Here is a 15,363-nt window from a genome sequence, read left to right on the forward strand (position 1 = left end):
GCGGAAACCTGGAATCTGGCTATGGTGATGAAGCTTTTGAGATGCTCAACAACGTCAGCGCGCAAAGCGTCTAGCGTGTCAGTTGACTAGAACAGCACCGAAAAACTCAGTCCTTCCCCAAAAGGAGAAATAAGATGGTCAGTCACCTATTCCAGGCCCCTCGGCTGTTAGCCGGTGGCATGCTGCTGATGCTGATAACCGCCGGACATGCCAGTGGACAGGACGTGCAGGTCAGTAACGCGCGATTGAGTTTGTTGCCCGGTGAGCAGCCGGGAGCGGGGTATTTTCAGCTACATAATACCGGCGACGAGACAGCTGTTTTAGTCGGCGCGCAAAGCGAGGCCTTTGAAGACGTCGAGATCCATATGAGCAGCGAGGAAAATGGCATGGCGCATATGCAAGCCATGGAGCAAGTGGAAATCGAGGCGGGGGAGCGTTTCGAGTTTGCCCCGAAAGGCCATCACTTGATGTTTATCGGGCGTCTGAAAACCTTTTCTGAAGGTGATGATGTCGAGGTGCTGCTGGAGTTTGACGATGCTCAGCAGCTGTCGGTCACGTTCGATGTGGTATCCCCTGTATCGCTTTAATACGCTGTCACGCAGGACGAGTTAATGATTAAACAGTTGTTTATTGTGCTGGCTGCGCTGTGGCTCGTCGGCTGTGTTGATCGAAGCTGGCGCACGGCAGAAACCCACGAGATCATGCCGCCGCTGGATTTTTCGTTGATTGACGAAAACGGTCAGGCCGTCGAGGCTGAAGAGTATCGGGGTAAGGTCACACTGGTTTACTTTGGGTATACCTATTGCCCGGATGTGTGCCCGATTACATTGGCCAGACTGGCAAGCACGTTGAACCGATTGGACGATGACGTCCGTGACGACATCCAGGTGCTGTTCATCTCCGTTGACCCGAAGCGTGATACCCCCGAGGTCGTAAAGCGCTACACCAATGCCTTCGGCCCTGAGTTTATTGGCATTACGGGAGACCTGGCGGAAATAGACGCCCTGACCAACCGTATGCGTGTCACGTATGATTACGAAGAACCCAACCAGCGTGGTGACTATATTGTGACGCACACAAGCGCGGTTTTTGCATTTGACCGGGAAGGAGAGGCACGATTCCTGATCCGTGACAGCCATCCGATTACTGATGCCGTTGCCGATATCAACCAGCTGGTGGATCAGGGGGACTAGGTTACTGGCAGGCGACGGATAGACTGCAGCGCGACTTATAACGTCGTGACTTTATATCCAGGATCACGTCGTCGCTTTGCGTATCGTACATGAACGACGCGTAGCCGCGGTCAGACGAAGCGGTACGGTACAGCCCACAAATGGTGTAGCCGTATTGCACCTTCTGTAGCTTGGCAAGCTCGATGTCACCGGGGGAGCCGAGGGTTTGCGACAGGGCACGCTGAATATCATCGTCGACATTGCTGTCGGATAATGCCTGTCCGCCAAAAATGGCGCCGCCCAGTAGCAACGCCAGGATTACCGGAAGCGCGACGAGCAATAAGAAGGGGCGAGATTTAAGCATGGCAATACCTGTAACGGCGTTATCGACACCCGGCCGCATACCGACCTGAGTGCCCAGTTTACCGGCGGCGAGTCTGCGGCACACCCACCAGCACCATGAGTGCGGCTAAAAACCACACCGGCCAGCTTCCCATCCGGGTAAACGGCGTTAACCCCTGGGTGGCGTAGAACTCGCCGGTGAGCGATGTAGTCTCGAACTGGGGCGCGCGCTCGACCACGCGACCCTGTGCATCAATGATCGCGGTAATGCCGTTGCTGGTCGCACGAAGCACGTAGCGGCCATTTTCCAGCGCCCTGAGACGCGCCATCTGCAAGTGTTGGTGCGGGCCGATCGAGGCGCCAAACCAGGTATCGTTGGACAGCGTCATCAATACATCGCTGTCTCTGGCGCGGTCGGCCACCAATTGCGGGTAAATGATTTCATAGCAGATGGCATTGCCGATGCTGACCCCTGCAGCCTGCATTGGCGCCTGGTCGGACTCCCCTTTGGTAAAGCTCGACATGGGCAGGTTGAAAAAGTCGATAGCCCCGCGCAGCAGACTTTCCAATGGCAGGTATTCGCCAAAGGGCACTAAATGCTCTTTTTGATAGCTGCCTTCGACATTACCCACACCTACCACGCTGTTGAAGTAGCGCTCGTTGATGTCACGCTGAACGATGCCGGTCATCAGTGCCGTGTCGGTGGGCAGATTGCTCTGTACGCGCTCAAGCACCGGGCGTGCCTGGGTTTCCACCATGGGCAGGGCCGTTTCCGGCCACACAATCAGGTCAACGTTATCGGCGACGTCGCGGGTCAAGTCGCTGTAAATGTTGGCGGCATTGCGCTGGCCTTCAGGGGTCCATTTTTCGAGCTGGGGAAGATTGCCCTGTAGCAGTGCGACCCGCGTGGGTGTTTCGGCGGGTGTGGTCCACTGCGAGGGCAACGCCAGTGGTAACAGCCAGACAGCCGCCAGTGGCGCGAGTGTCCACCATTGGCGGCGCAGCAGCAGCGCCGCGCCGAGTGTGCCACTGAGGGCAACCAGCAGCGATAGCAGATAGACACCGCCGATGGGCGCCCAGCCGGCCAGCGGCGAGTCTACATAGCCTGAGCCGAGTAATAGCCAGGGAAAACCGGTGAATAGGTAGGTGCGCAGGACTTCTCCCAGCACCCAGATGCCGGCAAAGCTGACAAGGGCCAGTCGGGGGCCGGTAAAGCGGCGGTAGAGCCACAGCGTGCCGGCGTAAAACAGCGCCAGTACGCAGACGAACAGGGCGGTGAGAAACAGCGCAAGCGGTACGCCGGTATAGCCGTAGTCGTGGATCGATACGTAGACCCAGGAAGCACCGCTGCCAAACAACGCCACCCCGTAGAGCCAGCCCTTGAGGGCCGCCTGGGCGGCGGTCAGTTGATGAGTGCCTGCGTACATCAAGCCTGCGGCAACCGGCCCTAACCACCATAGCTCAAATGGCGACGCCGTCAGCGTTGTGAAGCCGCCAGCCATCAGTGCGGCGATTAGCTGTCGATACACAGCTGGGATGCTACCCATAGCGAGATATCCTTATGTCCTGAACGTTGAGGCGTGAAGGCTAGGTGTCGTTCTGCTCGTCGTCGCTGCTGTCAGGGCGTTGTTCCCGGTAGGCCTCAAGCAGGCGGATGCGGCGGTTGTCGGCGTTGAGGACCTCAAAGCGCCAACCGCCCAGGTGGGTATATTCGCCGCGTTGCGGCAGGTGGCCAAATTGCTGCATCACCAGTCCGCCGATGGTATCGAATTCATCGTCAGAGAACTGGGTATCGAAGTGCTCGTTAAAGTCGTCGATGGTGGTGAGGGCACGGATGGCATAGCGCTTGTTGTCGAGCTCGCGAATATCCTCTTCCTCGTCGGCGTCGTGCTCATCTTCAATGTTGCCGACAATCTGCTCAAGAATATCCTCGATGGTAATAATGCCCGCCGTGCCACCGTATTCGTCGACCACAACGGCCATGTGGTTGTGGGTGTCGCGGAACTCTTTAAGCAGGCTGTTGAGTCGTTTGGATTCAGGAATGAACATCGCCGAGCGAACGATATCAGCCAGTTGAAACGCATCGCGCTCGGCCTGGGTCTGTGAAAGCAGCGGTAACAAATCCTTGACCAGCAGAATGCCTTTTACATCGTCAAGGTTTTCGCCAATCACCGGATAGCGTGAGTGACCGGTCTCTTGAATGAGCGCCAGGTACTCTTCGCTGGTCTGATCAAGAGTGATCGCCGAGATCTGTGAGCGGGGGATAAGGATTTCGCGAACCTGTTGGTCGCTGATTTCCAGTGCGCCTTCAATGATCATGATGGCGTCCTGATCAAGCTTTAAACGCCCTGCCGCGTGGCGTAGAAATTCCAGTAACTCATCGCGGGAGCTGGGTTCGTCGTTGTCGCCCGAAAGGGCGCTAAAGAGTTTCTCGAGCCAGGATCGTTGATTGGCGTTGCTCGATCGGTCTTCGCTCATGCAGGTAATCTCTTGTTGACGGACTCAGGTAGCGTGATTCGAAAGGACGTTTTATCACTGACCGGGGGCGCGGTACCAGTTCAACGTATGGGCCTTAAGTCTCATATGTCGCCAATATAAGGGTCGGTGATACCCAGGGTGGCAAGCAGCTCGCGCTCACATTGCTCCATCACCTCGGCGTCTTCCTCCTCAATGTGATCATAGCCCAACAAATGCAAGGTGCCGTGAATCACCATATGGGCGTAATGATGCTCAAGGGCTTTATGCTGTTCTGCAGCCTCTTTTACAACAATGGCATGGCAAATCACCAGATCGCCGAGTAATGGCAGCGTGATGCCCGGTGGATTCTCGAACGGGAATGACAACACGTTGGTGGGCTTATCCTTGCCCCGGTAATCATGATTGAGCGACTGACTTTCAGCGAGATCGACGAAACGCACGGTCAATTCCTGACGTGGGTCGTCGGGGTGCCGGGCAAGCACATCGCCCACCCAGCGGATGAGCTGTGCCTGCGTCGGTAGTTGTTGGTCGTCGATAGCCGCCTGACGATCGATCACGATATCACTCATCGCTTGGTATCCCCTGGGCCTTCGCGGCCTTGCAGGCGGGCTTCCCGCTCTTGCTGGCGCGTTTCCCGGCGGGCGCGTTCCTCGGCTTCCTGCTGGGACTCGAAGGCGTCGTAGGCTTCAATTATTCGCTGCACCAGTGGGTGGCGAACCACGTCCTTGGCGGCAAAGTGGGTGACGCCAATTCCAGGCGTGTCTTTCAGCACGTCGAGTACCTGAATCAGGCCCGAGCGCTGGCCCTTGGGCAGATCGACCTGGGTGACGTCACCGGTAATCACGGCGGTGGAGCCAAAGCCAATACGCGTCAGGAACATTTTCATTTGTTCGGGCGTGGTGTTCTGGCTCTCATCCAGAATGATATAGGCATTGTTGAGCGTCCTGCCACGCATGTAAGCCAGCGGGGCAATTTCGATCACCTGGCGTTCGATCAGTTTGGCGACCTGTTCGAAGCCGATCATTTCGTAGAGCGCATCGTAGAGCGGACGCAGGTAAGGATCGATTTTCTGGGCGAGATCGCCAGGCAGAAAGCCGAGCTTCTCACCGGCCTCCACTGCCGGGCGGACCAGTAAAATACGTCGCACTGCCTGCTGGTTGAGCGCTTCCACGGCGGCCGCGACGGCAAGGTAAGTTTTACCGGTACCCGCCGGACCAATGCCGAAGTTAATGTCGTGTTCGCGAATGCTGGTGACGTAGCGCTGCTGATTCAGGCCTCGGGGTTTGATCATGGTGCGCGGTGTGCGCATGATCACTTCGCCGCTGTCGCCTTCAATATCGTCTTCTTCCTCCAGCGCTTCCAGGCCGGATTCCTGGAGAAACAGGTGGACCGTGTCGGCCGATACTTCTTCCGCCGCTGTTTCACGGTAGAGGTGTTCCAGCACGTTGGCAGCGGCTTTGATGCGATTGGCGGGCCCAGCCAACTGGAACACATTGCCTCGGTTGCGCAGCGTTACGTCCAGGCGGCTTTCGATCAACTTCAGGTGCTCATCCTGCTGACCACACAGGCTGGCAAGGCGCTGTGGGTCATTGGGTTCAAGGCTTAATGTGGTAATGCGGTTGGCCTGAGGCGATGGCTGGCTCAAGAGTGAAAAACCTGTCGGTTGATGGGTGTCAATGTCAGCTTACTGCCCCAAGCGGTGTTGGGGCAATTACCTGGGATAAGCGATGTTCAATAACGCTCAGGGGAGGCGAGTTCACCGCGCAGTGAATTGGGCAGGGCCTCGGTGATTTCCACGTCCACGAAGTAGCCGATCAGCTCGGTGGGATTGGCGGCGCGGAAGTTGACCACCCGGTTATTTTCCGTGCGCCCGGACAGTTGACCTGGGTCTTTTGGCGAAAAGCCGGTCACCAGGATGCGCTGGGTAGTGCCCACCATGCGACGACTGATCTGGCCAGCTTGCTGGAGAATACGCGCCTGCAAGATCGCCAGACGTTCTTTCTTGACGCTTTCCGGTGTTTCATCCTCAAGCGCGGCGGCTGGTGTGCCGGGGCGTGCCGAGAAAACAAAGCTGAACGAGTGGTCGAACTCTATGCGATGGATCAGGTCCATCGTCGCTTCAAAGTCTTCTTCCGTCTCGCCGGGGAAGCCAATGATAAAGTCGGAGGAAAAGCTTATATCCGGGCGGTTGGCACGAATCCGCTCCATCTTTTCGATATAGGCCTCTGCCGTGTGGCCACGCTTCATCGCGCTCAAGATGCGGTCCGAGCCCGATTGCACCGGCAGGTGCAGGTGACTGACCAGCTCGGGTATATCGGCGTAGGCATCCACCAGACTGTCCGTGAACTCAACCGGGTGCGAAGTGGTGAAGCGAATGCGGTCGATGCCCTCGACCGCCGCGACACAGGCGATCAGTTCAGCAAGGTCAATTTCATCGCCCAGCTGGTTTTCGCCCCGATAGGCGTTGACGTTCTGGCCGAGAAGGTTGACTTCGCGCACGCCCTGGTCGGCGAGGTGAATGACCTCATCCATCACCGCTTCAAACGGCCGAGAGACTTCTTCGCCGCGGGTGTAGGGCACCACACAGAACGAGCAGTACTTCGAGCAGCCTTCCATGATCGACACAAAGGCGGTGGCACCGTCTGAGGTCGGTTTAGGCAGGTGGTCGAATTTCTCGATTTCCGGAAAGGTCACATCCACCGCGGCAATTTGATTGTCGCGGCGTGCATCCAGCATGGATGGCACCCGGTGCAGTGTCTGCGGCCCAAACACCATGTCCACATGGGGTGCACGCTTGCGCAATGCTTCGCCTTCCTGGCTTGCAACGCAGCCACCGACGCCAATGACCAGATCGGGATTGGCATCCTTGAGTTTTTTCCAGCGTCCCAGCTGATGGAACACCTTTTCCTGCGCTTTTTCACGAATGGAGCAGGTGTTGAGAAGAATGACATCGGCTTCGCGCTCGTTATCAGTCAGTTCGAGCTGATGAGAAACGCCGAGCATGTCCGCCATGCGGGAGGAGTCATACTCGTTCATTTGGCAGCCGTGCGTTTTGATGAAGAGCTTCTTCGCCATCGGTACCTGTCATCTATGGGTCGTCGGAAGGACGAGGGATGAATGGAGTGTCGTTGCGCCTGGGCGCCTATGATTGTGCGCATTATACGGACACAACCAACGGGCGGCTAGCGTTGACGCGGAATCGATGCTTGACCGTTACGTTTCTATCAGTATACTACGCACCGTGTTTGAGCAGTTCCCCGATAGCTCAGTTGGTAGAGCAAATGACTGTTAATCATTGGGTCGCAGGTTCGAGTCCTGCTCGGGGAGCCAATAAACTGATCTCAAATGCGGCAATATTAGATTGTTCCTCGATAGCTCAGTTGGTAGAGCAAATGACTGTTAATCATTGGGTCGCAGGTTCGAGTCCTGCTCGAGGAGCCAAATTGCCCCGCACGATATATTCCTACCGTTTACGGTAGTTCTATTGTTCCCCGATAGCTCAGTTGGTAGAGCAAATGACTGTTAATCATTGGGTCGCAGGTTCGAGTCCTGCTCGGGGAGCCATCTAGCGTTTGTTTTCCTTCCTTTTATGACGCCAGCCATTAATCGATTGCGCTTGTCCTTTGTTTAATTCTTCTTGACGCTACTATTATCGAGCGCCTGATGTCTTGCTTCTGCGTGGCTGCTTGACGCGTATTGCCAGCGGCTTTGCCGATGCTTACGCCAGTGGCGTAAACTATCCGCATTATGGATCAGGTGGGGATAATCGTCTTGGGAAAATCCACTCCGTTGAATGCACTGCAGGTATTCAAGTGCTTGAGCGATGAAACGCGATTGATGCTGATGCTGTTGATTGCCCATGAGCAATCGCTGTGCGTGTGCGAAATGACCTATGTGCTTGAAGAGTCCCAGCCCAAGGTGTCGCGTCATCTGGCGCAGCTTCGCCAGTGCGGGCTGCTGGTGGACCAGCGGGACGGGCAATGGGTGTATTATCAGCTAGCGCCGCAATTGCCGACTTGGGCGCGGCATATTCTCGAGTCTGCACAGCAAGGCAGTGCGGCCCGATTGGCCCGTTTGACGCAACGCTTGGCTGCCATGGGCGACCGACCAACGCGTCGAGCGGCGCTCTGCTAGCCCGCTAAAAACAGCGCCGATGCCATTGTGACACCGGCGCGGTTGCAGCCTTTCCTTTTTACGGTAATTCGCTTACCGATTGACGAACCGCTGGGTGCTTTCCAAGTGCGCGTAATCGAGCAGAATTTCGGCGGCTTCCAGCACTTGGGCGCGCTCTACTGAGGTGTCATCCTCCTCGTTGGTATTGCTGTCTTCACCGTCACTGTCGCTAAGCGCGGCTTCGTCGCGAGCGTCGGTCCACTCTTCCAGTTCTTCAAGCCCCAGGGCGCGACGACGCTGGTTTTCCAGTGCCAACTGCTCGGCTTCCTGAGCCTGGGTTTCACGTTCGCGCTGCTCACGATTCAGGCTGACGCTGGTATTCTGCTCGCGAAGCTCCCGGGACAACGCCGATTGCCGCTCCAGGTAGCGGAAGTTGGGATTTTCCTCCGCGCGATTCTGGTGGGCTGATTGAAGCGCATCAAGGTAGCGCTCAGGTTCTCCGTAGCGCCGGTACTGGACGTCCTGAACCGTATCCCATTCCAGGGCGTGGTCCAGGCTGCTTTCGCCAATGCGCTCCGGGTCGATCAGGCTAGGGAACTCGATGTCGGGTTCGACGCCGCGGTTCTGGGTACTCGCGCCGGAAATGCGATAGAACTTGGCGCGGGTAAGCTTGATTTCGCCATGGCTCAAATCATTTAGCGTCTGCACCGTGCCCTTCCCAAAGGTCTGGCTACCCATCACGATACCGCGGCCATAGTCCTGAATGGCCCCAGCGAGAATCTCTGACGCCGAAGCTGATAGCCGGTTCACCAACACGCCCATTGGACCGTCGTAAAGCGTGCCTGCTTCACTGTCGCCATAGAGGTTGATACGCCCATCAGCGTCGCGAACCTGAACGGTGGGGCCACGGTCGATAAACAGGCCAATCAGCGAGTTGGCTTCCTGAAGGGCGCCGCCGCCGTTGTTGCGCAGGTCAAGCACGATACCTTCAACATCCTGGCGTTTTAACTGCTCGATTTCCTTGGCAACGTCGCGGGTGGTACTACGGTAGTCATCTTCTCCCGCCTGCCAGGCGTCGAAGTCGACATAAAAGGTGGGGATTTCGATCACCCCGAGGCGGTGGGTATCGCCATCACGTTCGACATTAATCACCTCGCTCTGGGCGGCTTGGTCTTCCAGGTCGACCGTATCGCGGGTGATTTCAACGGTTTGTGAGCGGGTCATGTCGACCGCCTGGGCGGGCACGACATCCAGCTTTACCACGGAACCTTTGGGGCCGCGAATCAGGTCGACCACGTTGTCCAGGCGCATGCCAACCACGTTGACCATCTCACCGTCTTCCTGGCCGACGCCGATAATTCGATCGGCGGGCTCAAGTACACCGGCGCGCTCAGCGGGGCCACCCGCGACCAGGCTGGAGACTTTGACGTATTCGCCGTCGGATTGCAGGAGTGCGCCGATGCCTTCCAGCGAGAGGCTCATTTGAATATCAAACGATTCGCCCTGGCGTGGTGAGAGGTAGCTGGTATGCGGGTCAATGGTGCCGGTCACCGCGGCCATGATCAAGCCAAAGACGTCTTCCGGTTCGGTTTGCTCCAGGCGTGAAAGCTGCCCCTCGTAACGCTGGCGAAGATTATCAACGATCTGTTCCTCGTCCTGATCGCTCAGGGCCAGCGTCAGGGCATCATTTTTCAGCCGTTTTTGCCACAATGCATCCAGCTCGCGCTGACTCTCGGCCCAGGCGGCGTCCTCGCGGTCAAGCTCAAGGCGCTCGTTGCCCTGGAAGTTGAACGTCGCCTCGTCATCGAGGTGTTCGAGCAGCCATTCAATCCGAGCGGTATGGCGCTCGTTGAGGCGGTTGTAAAGGGCGAACGCCTCATCCAGATCGCCGTCGAAAAGCGTGTCGGCCAGATCGGTTTCCAGGTGACGGTAGGGCTCAATGTCGCTGCTTAGCAGGTAGGCCCGTTGGCCATCCAGGATATCCAAGTAGCGATCAAAGGCTTCTTGCGACCAGGCTTTATCAAAGCTGACATCGGCGTAGTGGCCATAGCGGAGCGAATCGGCAATTTCGACCGCCGCCTGGCGCTGTTCTTCGGTCGGCTCAAGTTGCGCTATTGCCATCGGGCTGGTGACAACCAGCATGATGGTTAGGGCGACTGAGCGCGAAAGCGTTGCAAACAAGCTCATCAGTCAAGCTCTCCCGGATTTGTGTACACTCATGCTTTCCTAGACCCGCATCTGACCAATGAGTTGCGAAGGCCGAAGGAGCATTGTAGCAGGTCACCTGCTTTGCTGAGACTCAAACATGTCGGTAAATGAGGATTTCAATGTCCGAAATATTCAACGCTGATCGCGTTTCGCGGTTATGCGAGTTCTTGCGCCAGTCCCCCACTCCTTGGCACGCCACTCATGCCATGGCGGAACGTCTGGCGCAAGCGGGTTTCGAGCGCCTGGAAGAAACGGCCAATTGGCAATTGTCGCCCGGTCAGCGCTACTACGTGACACGCAACGATTCATCATTGATCGCCTTTCAACTGCCCAAAGGGCCACTGCAAAGCATGCGTATGCTGGGGGCTCATACCGATAGCCCCGGGCTGCGTTTAAAGCCCAATGCCACCCAGCATGCCGCTGGTTGGCTTCAGTTGGGGGTGCAGGTATATGGCGGTGCCTTGCTTGCGCCGTGGTTTGATCGCGATCTGGGGATCGCGGGACGGGTGCATATCCGCCACGCCGATGGGCAACTGGAAAGTGTGCTGCTTAACGTTGATCGGCCGGTAGCGATGATTCCGAGTCTGGCGATCCACCTTGACCGGGACGTCAATACCGGTCGCAGCATCAACCCGCAGACCCAGATGGCGCCCGTGTTGATGCAAAGCGATACCGAAAGGCTCGAGGATCTGCTGGCATGCTGGCTGGAAGCCGAGCATGGCCTGCGGGCGGTCGACGTGGTGGACTTTGAGTTGGGCTTTTACGACGTGCAACCGCCTTCGCTGGTGGGCGTCAACCAGGAACTGATCGCAAGCGCGCGGCTGGATAACCTGCTGTCGTGTTTTGTAGGCCTGGAAGCGTTGCTCGACTGCGACGGTCAGCAGGGGGCGCTGCTGGTCGCCAATGATCATGAGGAAGTCGGCAGTGCCAGCGCCTGCGGTGCTCAGGGGCCGTTTCTGGGCGATGTGCTGAAGCGTATCAATGCACAAATGGGCAGGGGGAATGAAAAGGGCAGCGACGAATCACTGATTCAACTGATCCAGTCATCGCTGATGATCTCTTGTGATAACGCTCATGGGCTACATCCCAACTTTGCCGATAAGCACGATGTGCAGCACGGACCGTTGCTGAATGCCGGGCCGGTCATCAAGATCAATGCCAGCCAGCGCTACGCGACCAATAGCGTGACAGGCGCGTTGTTTCGGGATGTCTGTCGCGCCGCCGACGTGCCGGTGCAGTCGTTTGTGACACGGTCTGACATGGGCTGCGGCAGCACCATCGGCCCGATTACCGCCACTGAGGTCGGCGTGCCCACCATTGATGTGGGGCTACCCCAGTGGGCGATGCACTCGGTGCGCGAAACGGCGGGTACCCACGACGTCGAGCACCTTACCCGGGCGCTGGTCGGCTTTTTAAACCGCAAGATGCTTAATTGAGCCTATCTGTCACCCATAAAAAAGCCCGCTGACAGAGTCAGCGGGCTTTTTTTAATATTTGCTTGGTGGCTACGCCCTGATTTGAACAGGGGACCCCATCATTATGAGTGATGTGCTCTAACCAGCTGAGCTACGTAGCCATTCAACGGAAGCGCATGATACGCATCTGCCTTGGCCGCGTCAAGCCCGCCATGCTCGGCGTTACGGTTCACCGGCCGATAGCGGTAACCATTGCATGGCGGGCGCAATCACGTCCTGGTAGTTACGGATTCGTTGTACATAGTGCACCGGCTCATACCCTCGGGCGTAACCATAGCGTGTCTGCGGGTAGTAGCGCTTGTCGGCTTTGAGCGGCAGGACTTCCTTCATGTCCTCCCAGGAATTCGGGTCTTTGCCCAGCTCCCGGGCCAGCTTTTGCGCATCCAGCACATGGCCGCGGCCAATGTTGTAGCTTGCCAGGGCCAGGTAGGTGCGATCCGGTTCGGGGAGGTTGTCGGGAAGGCGTTGATGGCGGTCGGCAAGATAGCGGGCGCCACCATCGATGGACGCTGCCGGGTTCAGGCGATTGTCGACACCCAGGGATTGGGCCGTGTTCTGCGTCAGCATCATGATGCCACGCACACCGGTAGGGGAGACCGCTTGCGGGTCCCAGTGCGACTCCTGGTAGGCCAGTGCGGCGAGCAGGTCGGCTGGCATGCCGGTCTCTTCCTGAGCCTCCAGGAAAAGGTCGAGGAAGTCCGGCAGGCGTTCGTCGATGCGCCGGTTGAGCGCACGCAGATCAACAAAGTCGAACTCGCTGATATAGGCGTAGTAGCGTTGCTGCACCTCGTTGATGCTTTCCTGGCCCTCGGGGGTTGCCATCCACCTGTCGGCCATATTGGCCAGGGCCTGTTGGTTGGCGGGTAGATACCAGCCCAGCCGGTCGCCGCTGGTGAGGTTGATGGCCACTTCCAGGTGTGGGAAGTGGCGGCGGACCAACTGCACGATATTGGAGTCGGCAACGGTGCAGTCAATACGCTTCTCGGCCACTTCGGTCAGTAATATCTCAGTGGTGCGCGGATCTTCCTCGAAGTCGATGCCCGTATGCTGGTTGACCAGGCTCTGCAGTTTTGCGGCGTAGCTGGAGTCTTCCGTGACCCGGATATCGACCCCGGCCATTTCTTCTACCTGGCGTGGCATGGGGCGCATGTCGCGGTGACAGACCAGTTGCTCGACAATATCGGTGTGAGTGGGGCCTTGGCGGAAGTGTTCATCCCGGGAGGGCAGGTGCGTCAGCCCAGCGGCGGCGAGCTGTTGCTCACCGCCCTGCAAAGATTGGAGCACCCCTGAAGTGGACTCGGCAAGTGTCCATTCAACCTCCCAGTCGTTGGCGTGGGCGAACGCTTCCACAAGGTCGTGCTCGGGACCCGCGGGATTCCCGTGGCGATCAAGGTAGTAGGTCGTGGCGCTGTTGCGGGTAACGACGTTAAGCGATCCGCCCGGTTCAGGCGGATCGATCTGTGTGATCGTCGTCTCGCTCTGGCCGCAACCTGAAAGCATGACCAGCGGGAGCAGAAGGCTGAAAATAACCCGATTGGATCGGGATGTATGACCAATCGTGCGGTCATCTGGGTAGCAGGAATTAGGCATTGATTAACCCTAGCAGGCTTCAGCGCCGCCAGGAAGGCGGCGCTTAAACGCTGGGTTATCGGTCGTTAAGGTGCGCCGCTACCCTTGAGGGGGCTGGTTGCGGGCTAGACATTGAAACGGAAATGTACCACGTCGCCATCCTTGACGATGTATTCCTTGCCTTCCAGTCGCCATTTACCCGCGTCTTTGGCCCCTTGCTCGCCGCCCAGTGAGACAAAATCATCAAAGGCGATCACCTCGGCGCGGATAAAGCCTTTCTGGAAGTCAGTATGGATGGCGCCAGCCGCTTCCGGTGCGGTGGCCCCTTGCTTGACGGTCCAGGCGCGCACTTCCTTGACACCCGCCGTGAAATAGGTCTGCAGGCCGAGCAGCGCATAACCGGCGCGAATCACGCGGTCCAGGCCGGGTTCTTCCATCCCCATCTCGCTTAAGAACATCTCGCGTTCTTCGTCATCCAGCTCGGCGATTTCGGCTTCGATCTGGTTGCACACCGGCACCACGACAGCGCCTTCTTCAGCGGCGATTTCGTTGACCACGTCGAGATAAGGGTTATTGTCGAATCCGTCCTCATTGACGTTGGCAATATACATGGTGGGCTTGAGCGTCAAAAAGCCAAAGCTTTTCACCTGAAGCTGTTCTTCTTCGCTCAAGCCAAAGCTGCGTAGCGGCTGCCCCTCGGCGAGGTGCGGATGAATTTTATCCAGCACGGCCTTGGTGGCAATAGCGTCTTTATCTCCGCCTTTGACGACCCGTACCAGCCGCTGGCTGGCCTTTTCGACGGTATCCAGGTCGGCAAGCGCCAATTCAAGGTTGATGGTTTCGATATCAATGCGTGGGTCGACCTGATTGGAGACGTGAATCACGTTGTCGTTATCGAAACAGCGCACCACGTGGGCGATGGCCTGCGTTTCGCGGATATTGGCCAGAAACTTGTTGCCGAGCCCTTCGCCTTTTGATGCACCTGCCACCAGGCCGGCAATATCGACAAACTCCATGGTGGTCGGCAGGACTTTCTGCGGTTTGACGATCTCGGCCAACGCATTAAGGCGCGGGTCGGGCATGGGAACGATCCCGACGTTGGGCTCGATGGTGCAGAAGGGGAAGTTTTCTGCATCAATCCCCGACTTGGTAAGCGCATTGAAGAGTGTTGACTTGCCGACATTGGGCAGGCCGACGATGCCGCAGTTAAAACCCATAAAGTGTTCCTGAAATAAAATGGTAGGCGAGAAATAATGGCCATTCTACGAGATCAGCCCGCTGCCAGCTACGGGGGCAACGCTACAGCTTGAAGCTGTGCAACTGATTCATGGCTTTGGCCCAGTCACCGGCCAGTGCCATGGGCAAGGTTGCCTGGCATTCTTCGATCGCGCGTTCAATCGCCGCTTGTTCTTCCTTGCCAGCGCGGCCCAGCACGTAGTTGGTCACCTGGCGTGCGTCGCCCGGGTGGCCGACGCCAATCCGTACGCGGTGAAACTGCTTCTGGTTGCCGAGTGCGCTGGCGATATCCCGCAGCCCGTTATGGCCGCCGTGGCCGCCACCGGTTTTATAACGCGCCTGACCAGGAGGCAGGTCGAGCTCGTCGTGGGCTACCAGCAGGTTCTCGGGGGCAAGCTTGAAAAACTGGCTCAGTGCCGCGACGGCCGCGCCGCTGCGATTCATAAAGGTGGCGGGCTTGAGAAGATGTACGTCCTGATCGCCGATGCGTACCTTGGCATAGTGCCCGAGGAACTTTTTTTCCGGACGCAATTCGCCATGCACGCTGCCTGCAATGGCATCGACCAGCCAAAAGCCGGCGTTATGGCGCGTTGTCGCATACTCCGGCCCGGGGTTGCCGAGTCCAATGATGGCCGTTACCTGGCTCATTTTCCACCTCCAAAAAATTTCCGGGAGAAATTTTTGACGCCGTGCCAGCGGCGGCCCGAGGGCGTCTGCCACGCATGGCAGGTCGCAAAAAAAATCAAGCGCCGAAGCGCTTGATCTTAACA

14 protein-coding genes and 4 tRNA genes are annotated in these 15,363 nt (G+C 57.6%); 7 read left to right on the forward strand and 11 right to left on the reverse strand.

The genetic code is table 11. The features are described from left to right. The first annotated feature begins 134 nt into the window (after positions 1-134). Together B7L15_RS02110 and B7L15_RS02115 are read left to right on the forward strand one after the other, a co-directional pair. A complete protein-coding gene (locus B7L15_RS02110) occupies positions 135-587 on the forward strand; it encodes a copper chaperone PCu(A)C (RefSeq protein ID WP_085917403.1) in 453 nt (150 codons plus the stop codon). 24 nt (positions 588-611) lie between these two features. After that, positions 612-1,193 carry an SCO family protein gene (locus tag B7L15_RS02115; RefSeq protein WP_085917404.1) on the forward strand — a complete coding sequence of 194 codons (582 nt, stop codon included), beginning with the start codon at positions 612-614 and terminating at the stop codon, positions 1,191-1,193. Position 1,194: 1 nt separating this feature from the next. On the opposite strand, the gene B7L15_RS02120 is transcribed toward B7L15_RS02115, so the two are convergent. The 6 genes from B7L15_RS02120 to miaB all read right to left on the reverse strand — a co-directional run bounded on the left by B7L15_RS02120 (position 1,195) and on the right by miaB (position 7,067). Next, the gene (locus B7L15_RS02120) at positions 1,195-1,620 is read right to left on the reverse strand and encodes a hypothetical protein (RefSeq protein ID WP_254902831.1); all 426 of its coding nucleotides are present in this window, start codon (positions 1,618-1,620) and stop codon (positions 1,195-1,197) included. Further along, complete coding sequence (gene lnt / locus B7L15_RS02125) at positions 1,595-3,061, reverse strand: apolipoprotein N-acyltransferase (protein ID WP_085917405.1); 1,467 nt, start codon at positions 3,059-3,061, stop codon at positions 1,595-1,597. The genes B7L15_RS02120 and lnt overlap by 26 nt, the downstream gene beginning before the upstream one ends. A gap of 40 nt (positions 3,062-3,101) precedes the next feature. Then, positions 3,102-3,992 carry an HlyC/CorC family transporter gene (locus B7L15_RS02130; RefSeq protein WP_085917406.1) on the reverse strand — a complete coding sequence of 297 codons (891 nt, stop codon included), beginning with the start codon at positions 3,990-3,992 and terminating at the stop codon, positions 3,102-3,104. Between the two features lie 101 nt (positions 3,993-4,093). Continuing rightward, positions 4,094-4,561, reverse strand: coding sequence for an rRNA maturation RNase YbeY (gene ybeY / locus B7L15_RS02135; protein ID WP_085917407.1), 468 nt, complete (start codon positions 4,559-4,561; stop codon positions 4,094-4,096). Continuing rightward, on the reverse strand, positions 4,558-5,637 hold the full coding sequence (locus B7L15_RS02140) for a PhoH family protein (RefSeq protein WP_085917408.1): 1,080 nt from the start codon (positions 5,635-5,637) through the stop codon (positions 4,558-4,560). The genes ybeY and B7L15_RS02140 overlap by 4 nt, the downstream gene beginning before the upstream one ends. 86 nt (positions 5,638-5,723) lie before the next feature. Further along, the gene (gene miaB, locus B7L15_RS02145) at positions 5,724-7,067 is read right to left on the reverse strand and encodes a tRNA (N6-isopentenyl adenosine(37)-C2)-methylthiotransferase MiaB (protein ID WP_085917409.1); all 1,344 of its coding nucleotides are present in this window, start codon (positions 7,065-7,067) and stop codon (positions 5,724-5,726) included. A 179-nt stretch (positions 7,068-7,246) separates the two neighbouring features. Between miaB and B7L15_RS02150 the strand changes: the two genes are divergently transcribed. The 4 genes from B7L15_RS02150 (at position 7,247) to B7L15_RS02165 (ending at position 8,126) form a co-directional block, all read left to right on the forward strand. Next, positions 7,247-7,322 (forward strand) — tRNA-Asn (locus B7L15_RS02150). Between the two features lie 35 nt (positions 7,323-7,357). Next, a tRNA-Asn gene (locus B7L15_RS02155) sits at positions 7,358-7,433 on the forward strand. Positions 7,434-7,480: 47 nt separating this feature from the next. Next, a tRNA-Asn gene (locus B7L15_RS02160) sits at positions 7,481-7,556 on the forward strand. A gap of 183 nt (positions 7,557-7,739) precedes the next feature. Continuing rightward, entirely contained in the window at positions 7,740-8,126 is a 387-nt protein-coding gene (locus tag B7L15_RS02165; protein ID WP_176243617.1) for a metalloregulator ArsR/SmtB family transcription factor, read from the forward strand. Between the two features lie 72 nt (positions 8,127-8,198). On the opposite strand, the gene B7L15_RS02170 is transcribed toward B7L15_RS02165, so the two are convergent. After that, positions 8,199-10,292 (reverse strand): carboxy terminal-processing peptidase, encoded by a 2,094-nt coding sequence (locus B7L15_RS02170; protein WP_085917410.1) that lies wholly within the window; start codon positions 10,290-10,292, stop codon positions 8,199-8,201. Positions 10,293-10,432: 140 nt separating this feature from the next. On the opposite strand from B7L15_RS02170, the gene B7L15_RS02175 reads away from it, so the two are divergent. Beyond that, positions 10,433-11,749 (forward strand): M18 family aminopeptidase, encoded by a 1,317-nt coding sequence (locus B7L15_RS02175; protein WP_085917411.1) that lies wholly within the window; start codon positions 10,433-10,435, stop codon positions 11,747-11,749. Positions 11,750-11,812: 63 nt separating this feature from the next. Here the strand turns inward: B7L15_RS02175 and B7L15_RS02180 are convergent. The 4 genes from B7L15_RS02180 to pth all read right to left on the reverse strand — a co-directional run bounded on the left by B7L15_RS02180 (position 11,813) and on the right by pth (position 15,241). Beyond that, a tRNA-Met gene (locus tag B7L15_RS02180) sits at positions 11,813-11,889 on the reverse strand. A 61-nt stretch (positions 11,890-11,950) separates the two neighbouring features. Continuing rightward, positions 11,951-13,378: a membrane-bound lytic murein transglycosylase MltF gene (mltF, locus tag B7L15_RS02185; RefSeq protein WP_085917412.1), complete on the reverse strand. Its 1,428-nt coding sequence runs from the start codon at positions 13,376-13,378 to the stop codon at positions 11,951-11,953. Positions 13,379-13,482: 104 nt separating this feature from the next. Beyond that, a complete protein-coding gene (ychF, locus tag B7L15_RS02190; RefSeq protein ID WP_085917413.1) occupies positions 13,483-14,574 on the reverse strand; it encodes a redox-regulated ATPase YchF in 1,092 nt (363 codons plus the stop codon). Between the two features lie 82 nt (positions 14,575-14,656). Next, positions 14,657-15,241, reverse strand: coding sequence for an aminoacyl-tRNA hydrolase (gene pth / locus B7L15_RS02195; RefSeq protein ID WP_085917414.1), 585 nt, complete (start codon positions 15,239-15,241; stop codon positions 14,657-14,659). Between the last annotated feature and the right edge of the window lie 122 nt (positions 15,242-15,363).

It is taken from the genome of Halomonas sp. CSM-2, from assembly GCF_002119345.1.
Taxonomy (GTDB): domain Bacteria; phylum Pseudomonadota; class Gammaproteobacteria; order Pseudomonadales; family Halomonadaceae; genus Vreelandella; species Vreelandella janggokensis.

Coding starts and splice junctions, on each gene's coding strand:
- B7L15_RS02130 (WP_085917406.1), bottom strand. CDS start 3,992: ATGAGCGAAGACCGATCGAGCAACGCCAATCAACGATCCTGGCTCGAG.
- lnt (WP_085917405.1), bottom strand. CDS start 3,061: ATGGGTAGCATCCCAGCTGTGTATCGACAGCTAATCGCCGCACTGATG.
- B7L15_RS02110 (WP_085917403.1), top strand. CDS start 135: ATGGTCAGTCACCTATTCCAGGCCCCTCGGCTGTTAGCCGGTGGCATG.
- B7L15_RS02115 (WP_085917404.1), top strand. CDS start 612: ATGATTAAACAGTTGTTTATTGTGCTGGCTGCGCTGTGGCTCGTCGGC.
- miaB (WP_085917409.1), bottom strand. CDS start 7,067: ATGGCGAAGAAGCTCTTCATCAAAACGCACGGCTGCCAAATGAACGAG.
- mltF (WP_085917412.1), bottom strand. CDS start 13,378: ATGCCTAATTCCTGCTACCCAGATGACCGCACGATTGGTCATACATCC.
- B7L15_RS02165 (WP_176243617.1), top strand. CDS start 7,740: ATGGATCAGGTGGGGATAATCGTCTTGGGAAAATCCACTCCGTTGAAT.
- ychF (WP_085917413.1), bottom strand. CDS start 14,574: ATGGGTTTTAACTGCGGCATCGTCGGCCTGCCCAATGTCGGCAAGTCA.
- B7L15_RS02170 (WP_085917410.1), bottom strand. CDS start 10,292: ATGAGCTTGTTTGCAACGCTTTCGCGCTCAGTCGCCCTAACCATCATG.
- pth (WP_085917414.1), bottom strand. CDS start 15,241: ATGAGCCAGGTAACGGCCATCATTGGACTCGGCAACCCCGGGCCGGAG.
- B7L15_RS02175 (WP_085917411.1), top strand. CDS start 10,433: ATGTCCGAAATATTCAACGCTGATCGCGTTTCGCGGTTATGCGAGTTC.
- ybeY (WP_085917407.1), bottom strand. CDS start 4,561: ATGAGTGATATCGTGATCGATCGTCAGGCGGCTATCGACGACCAACAA.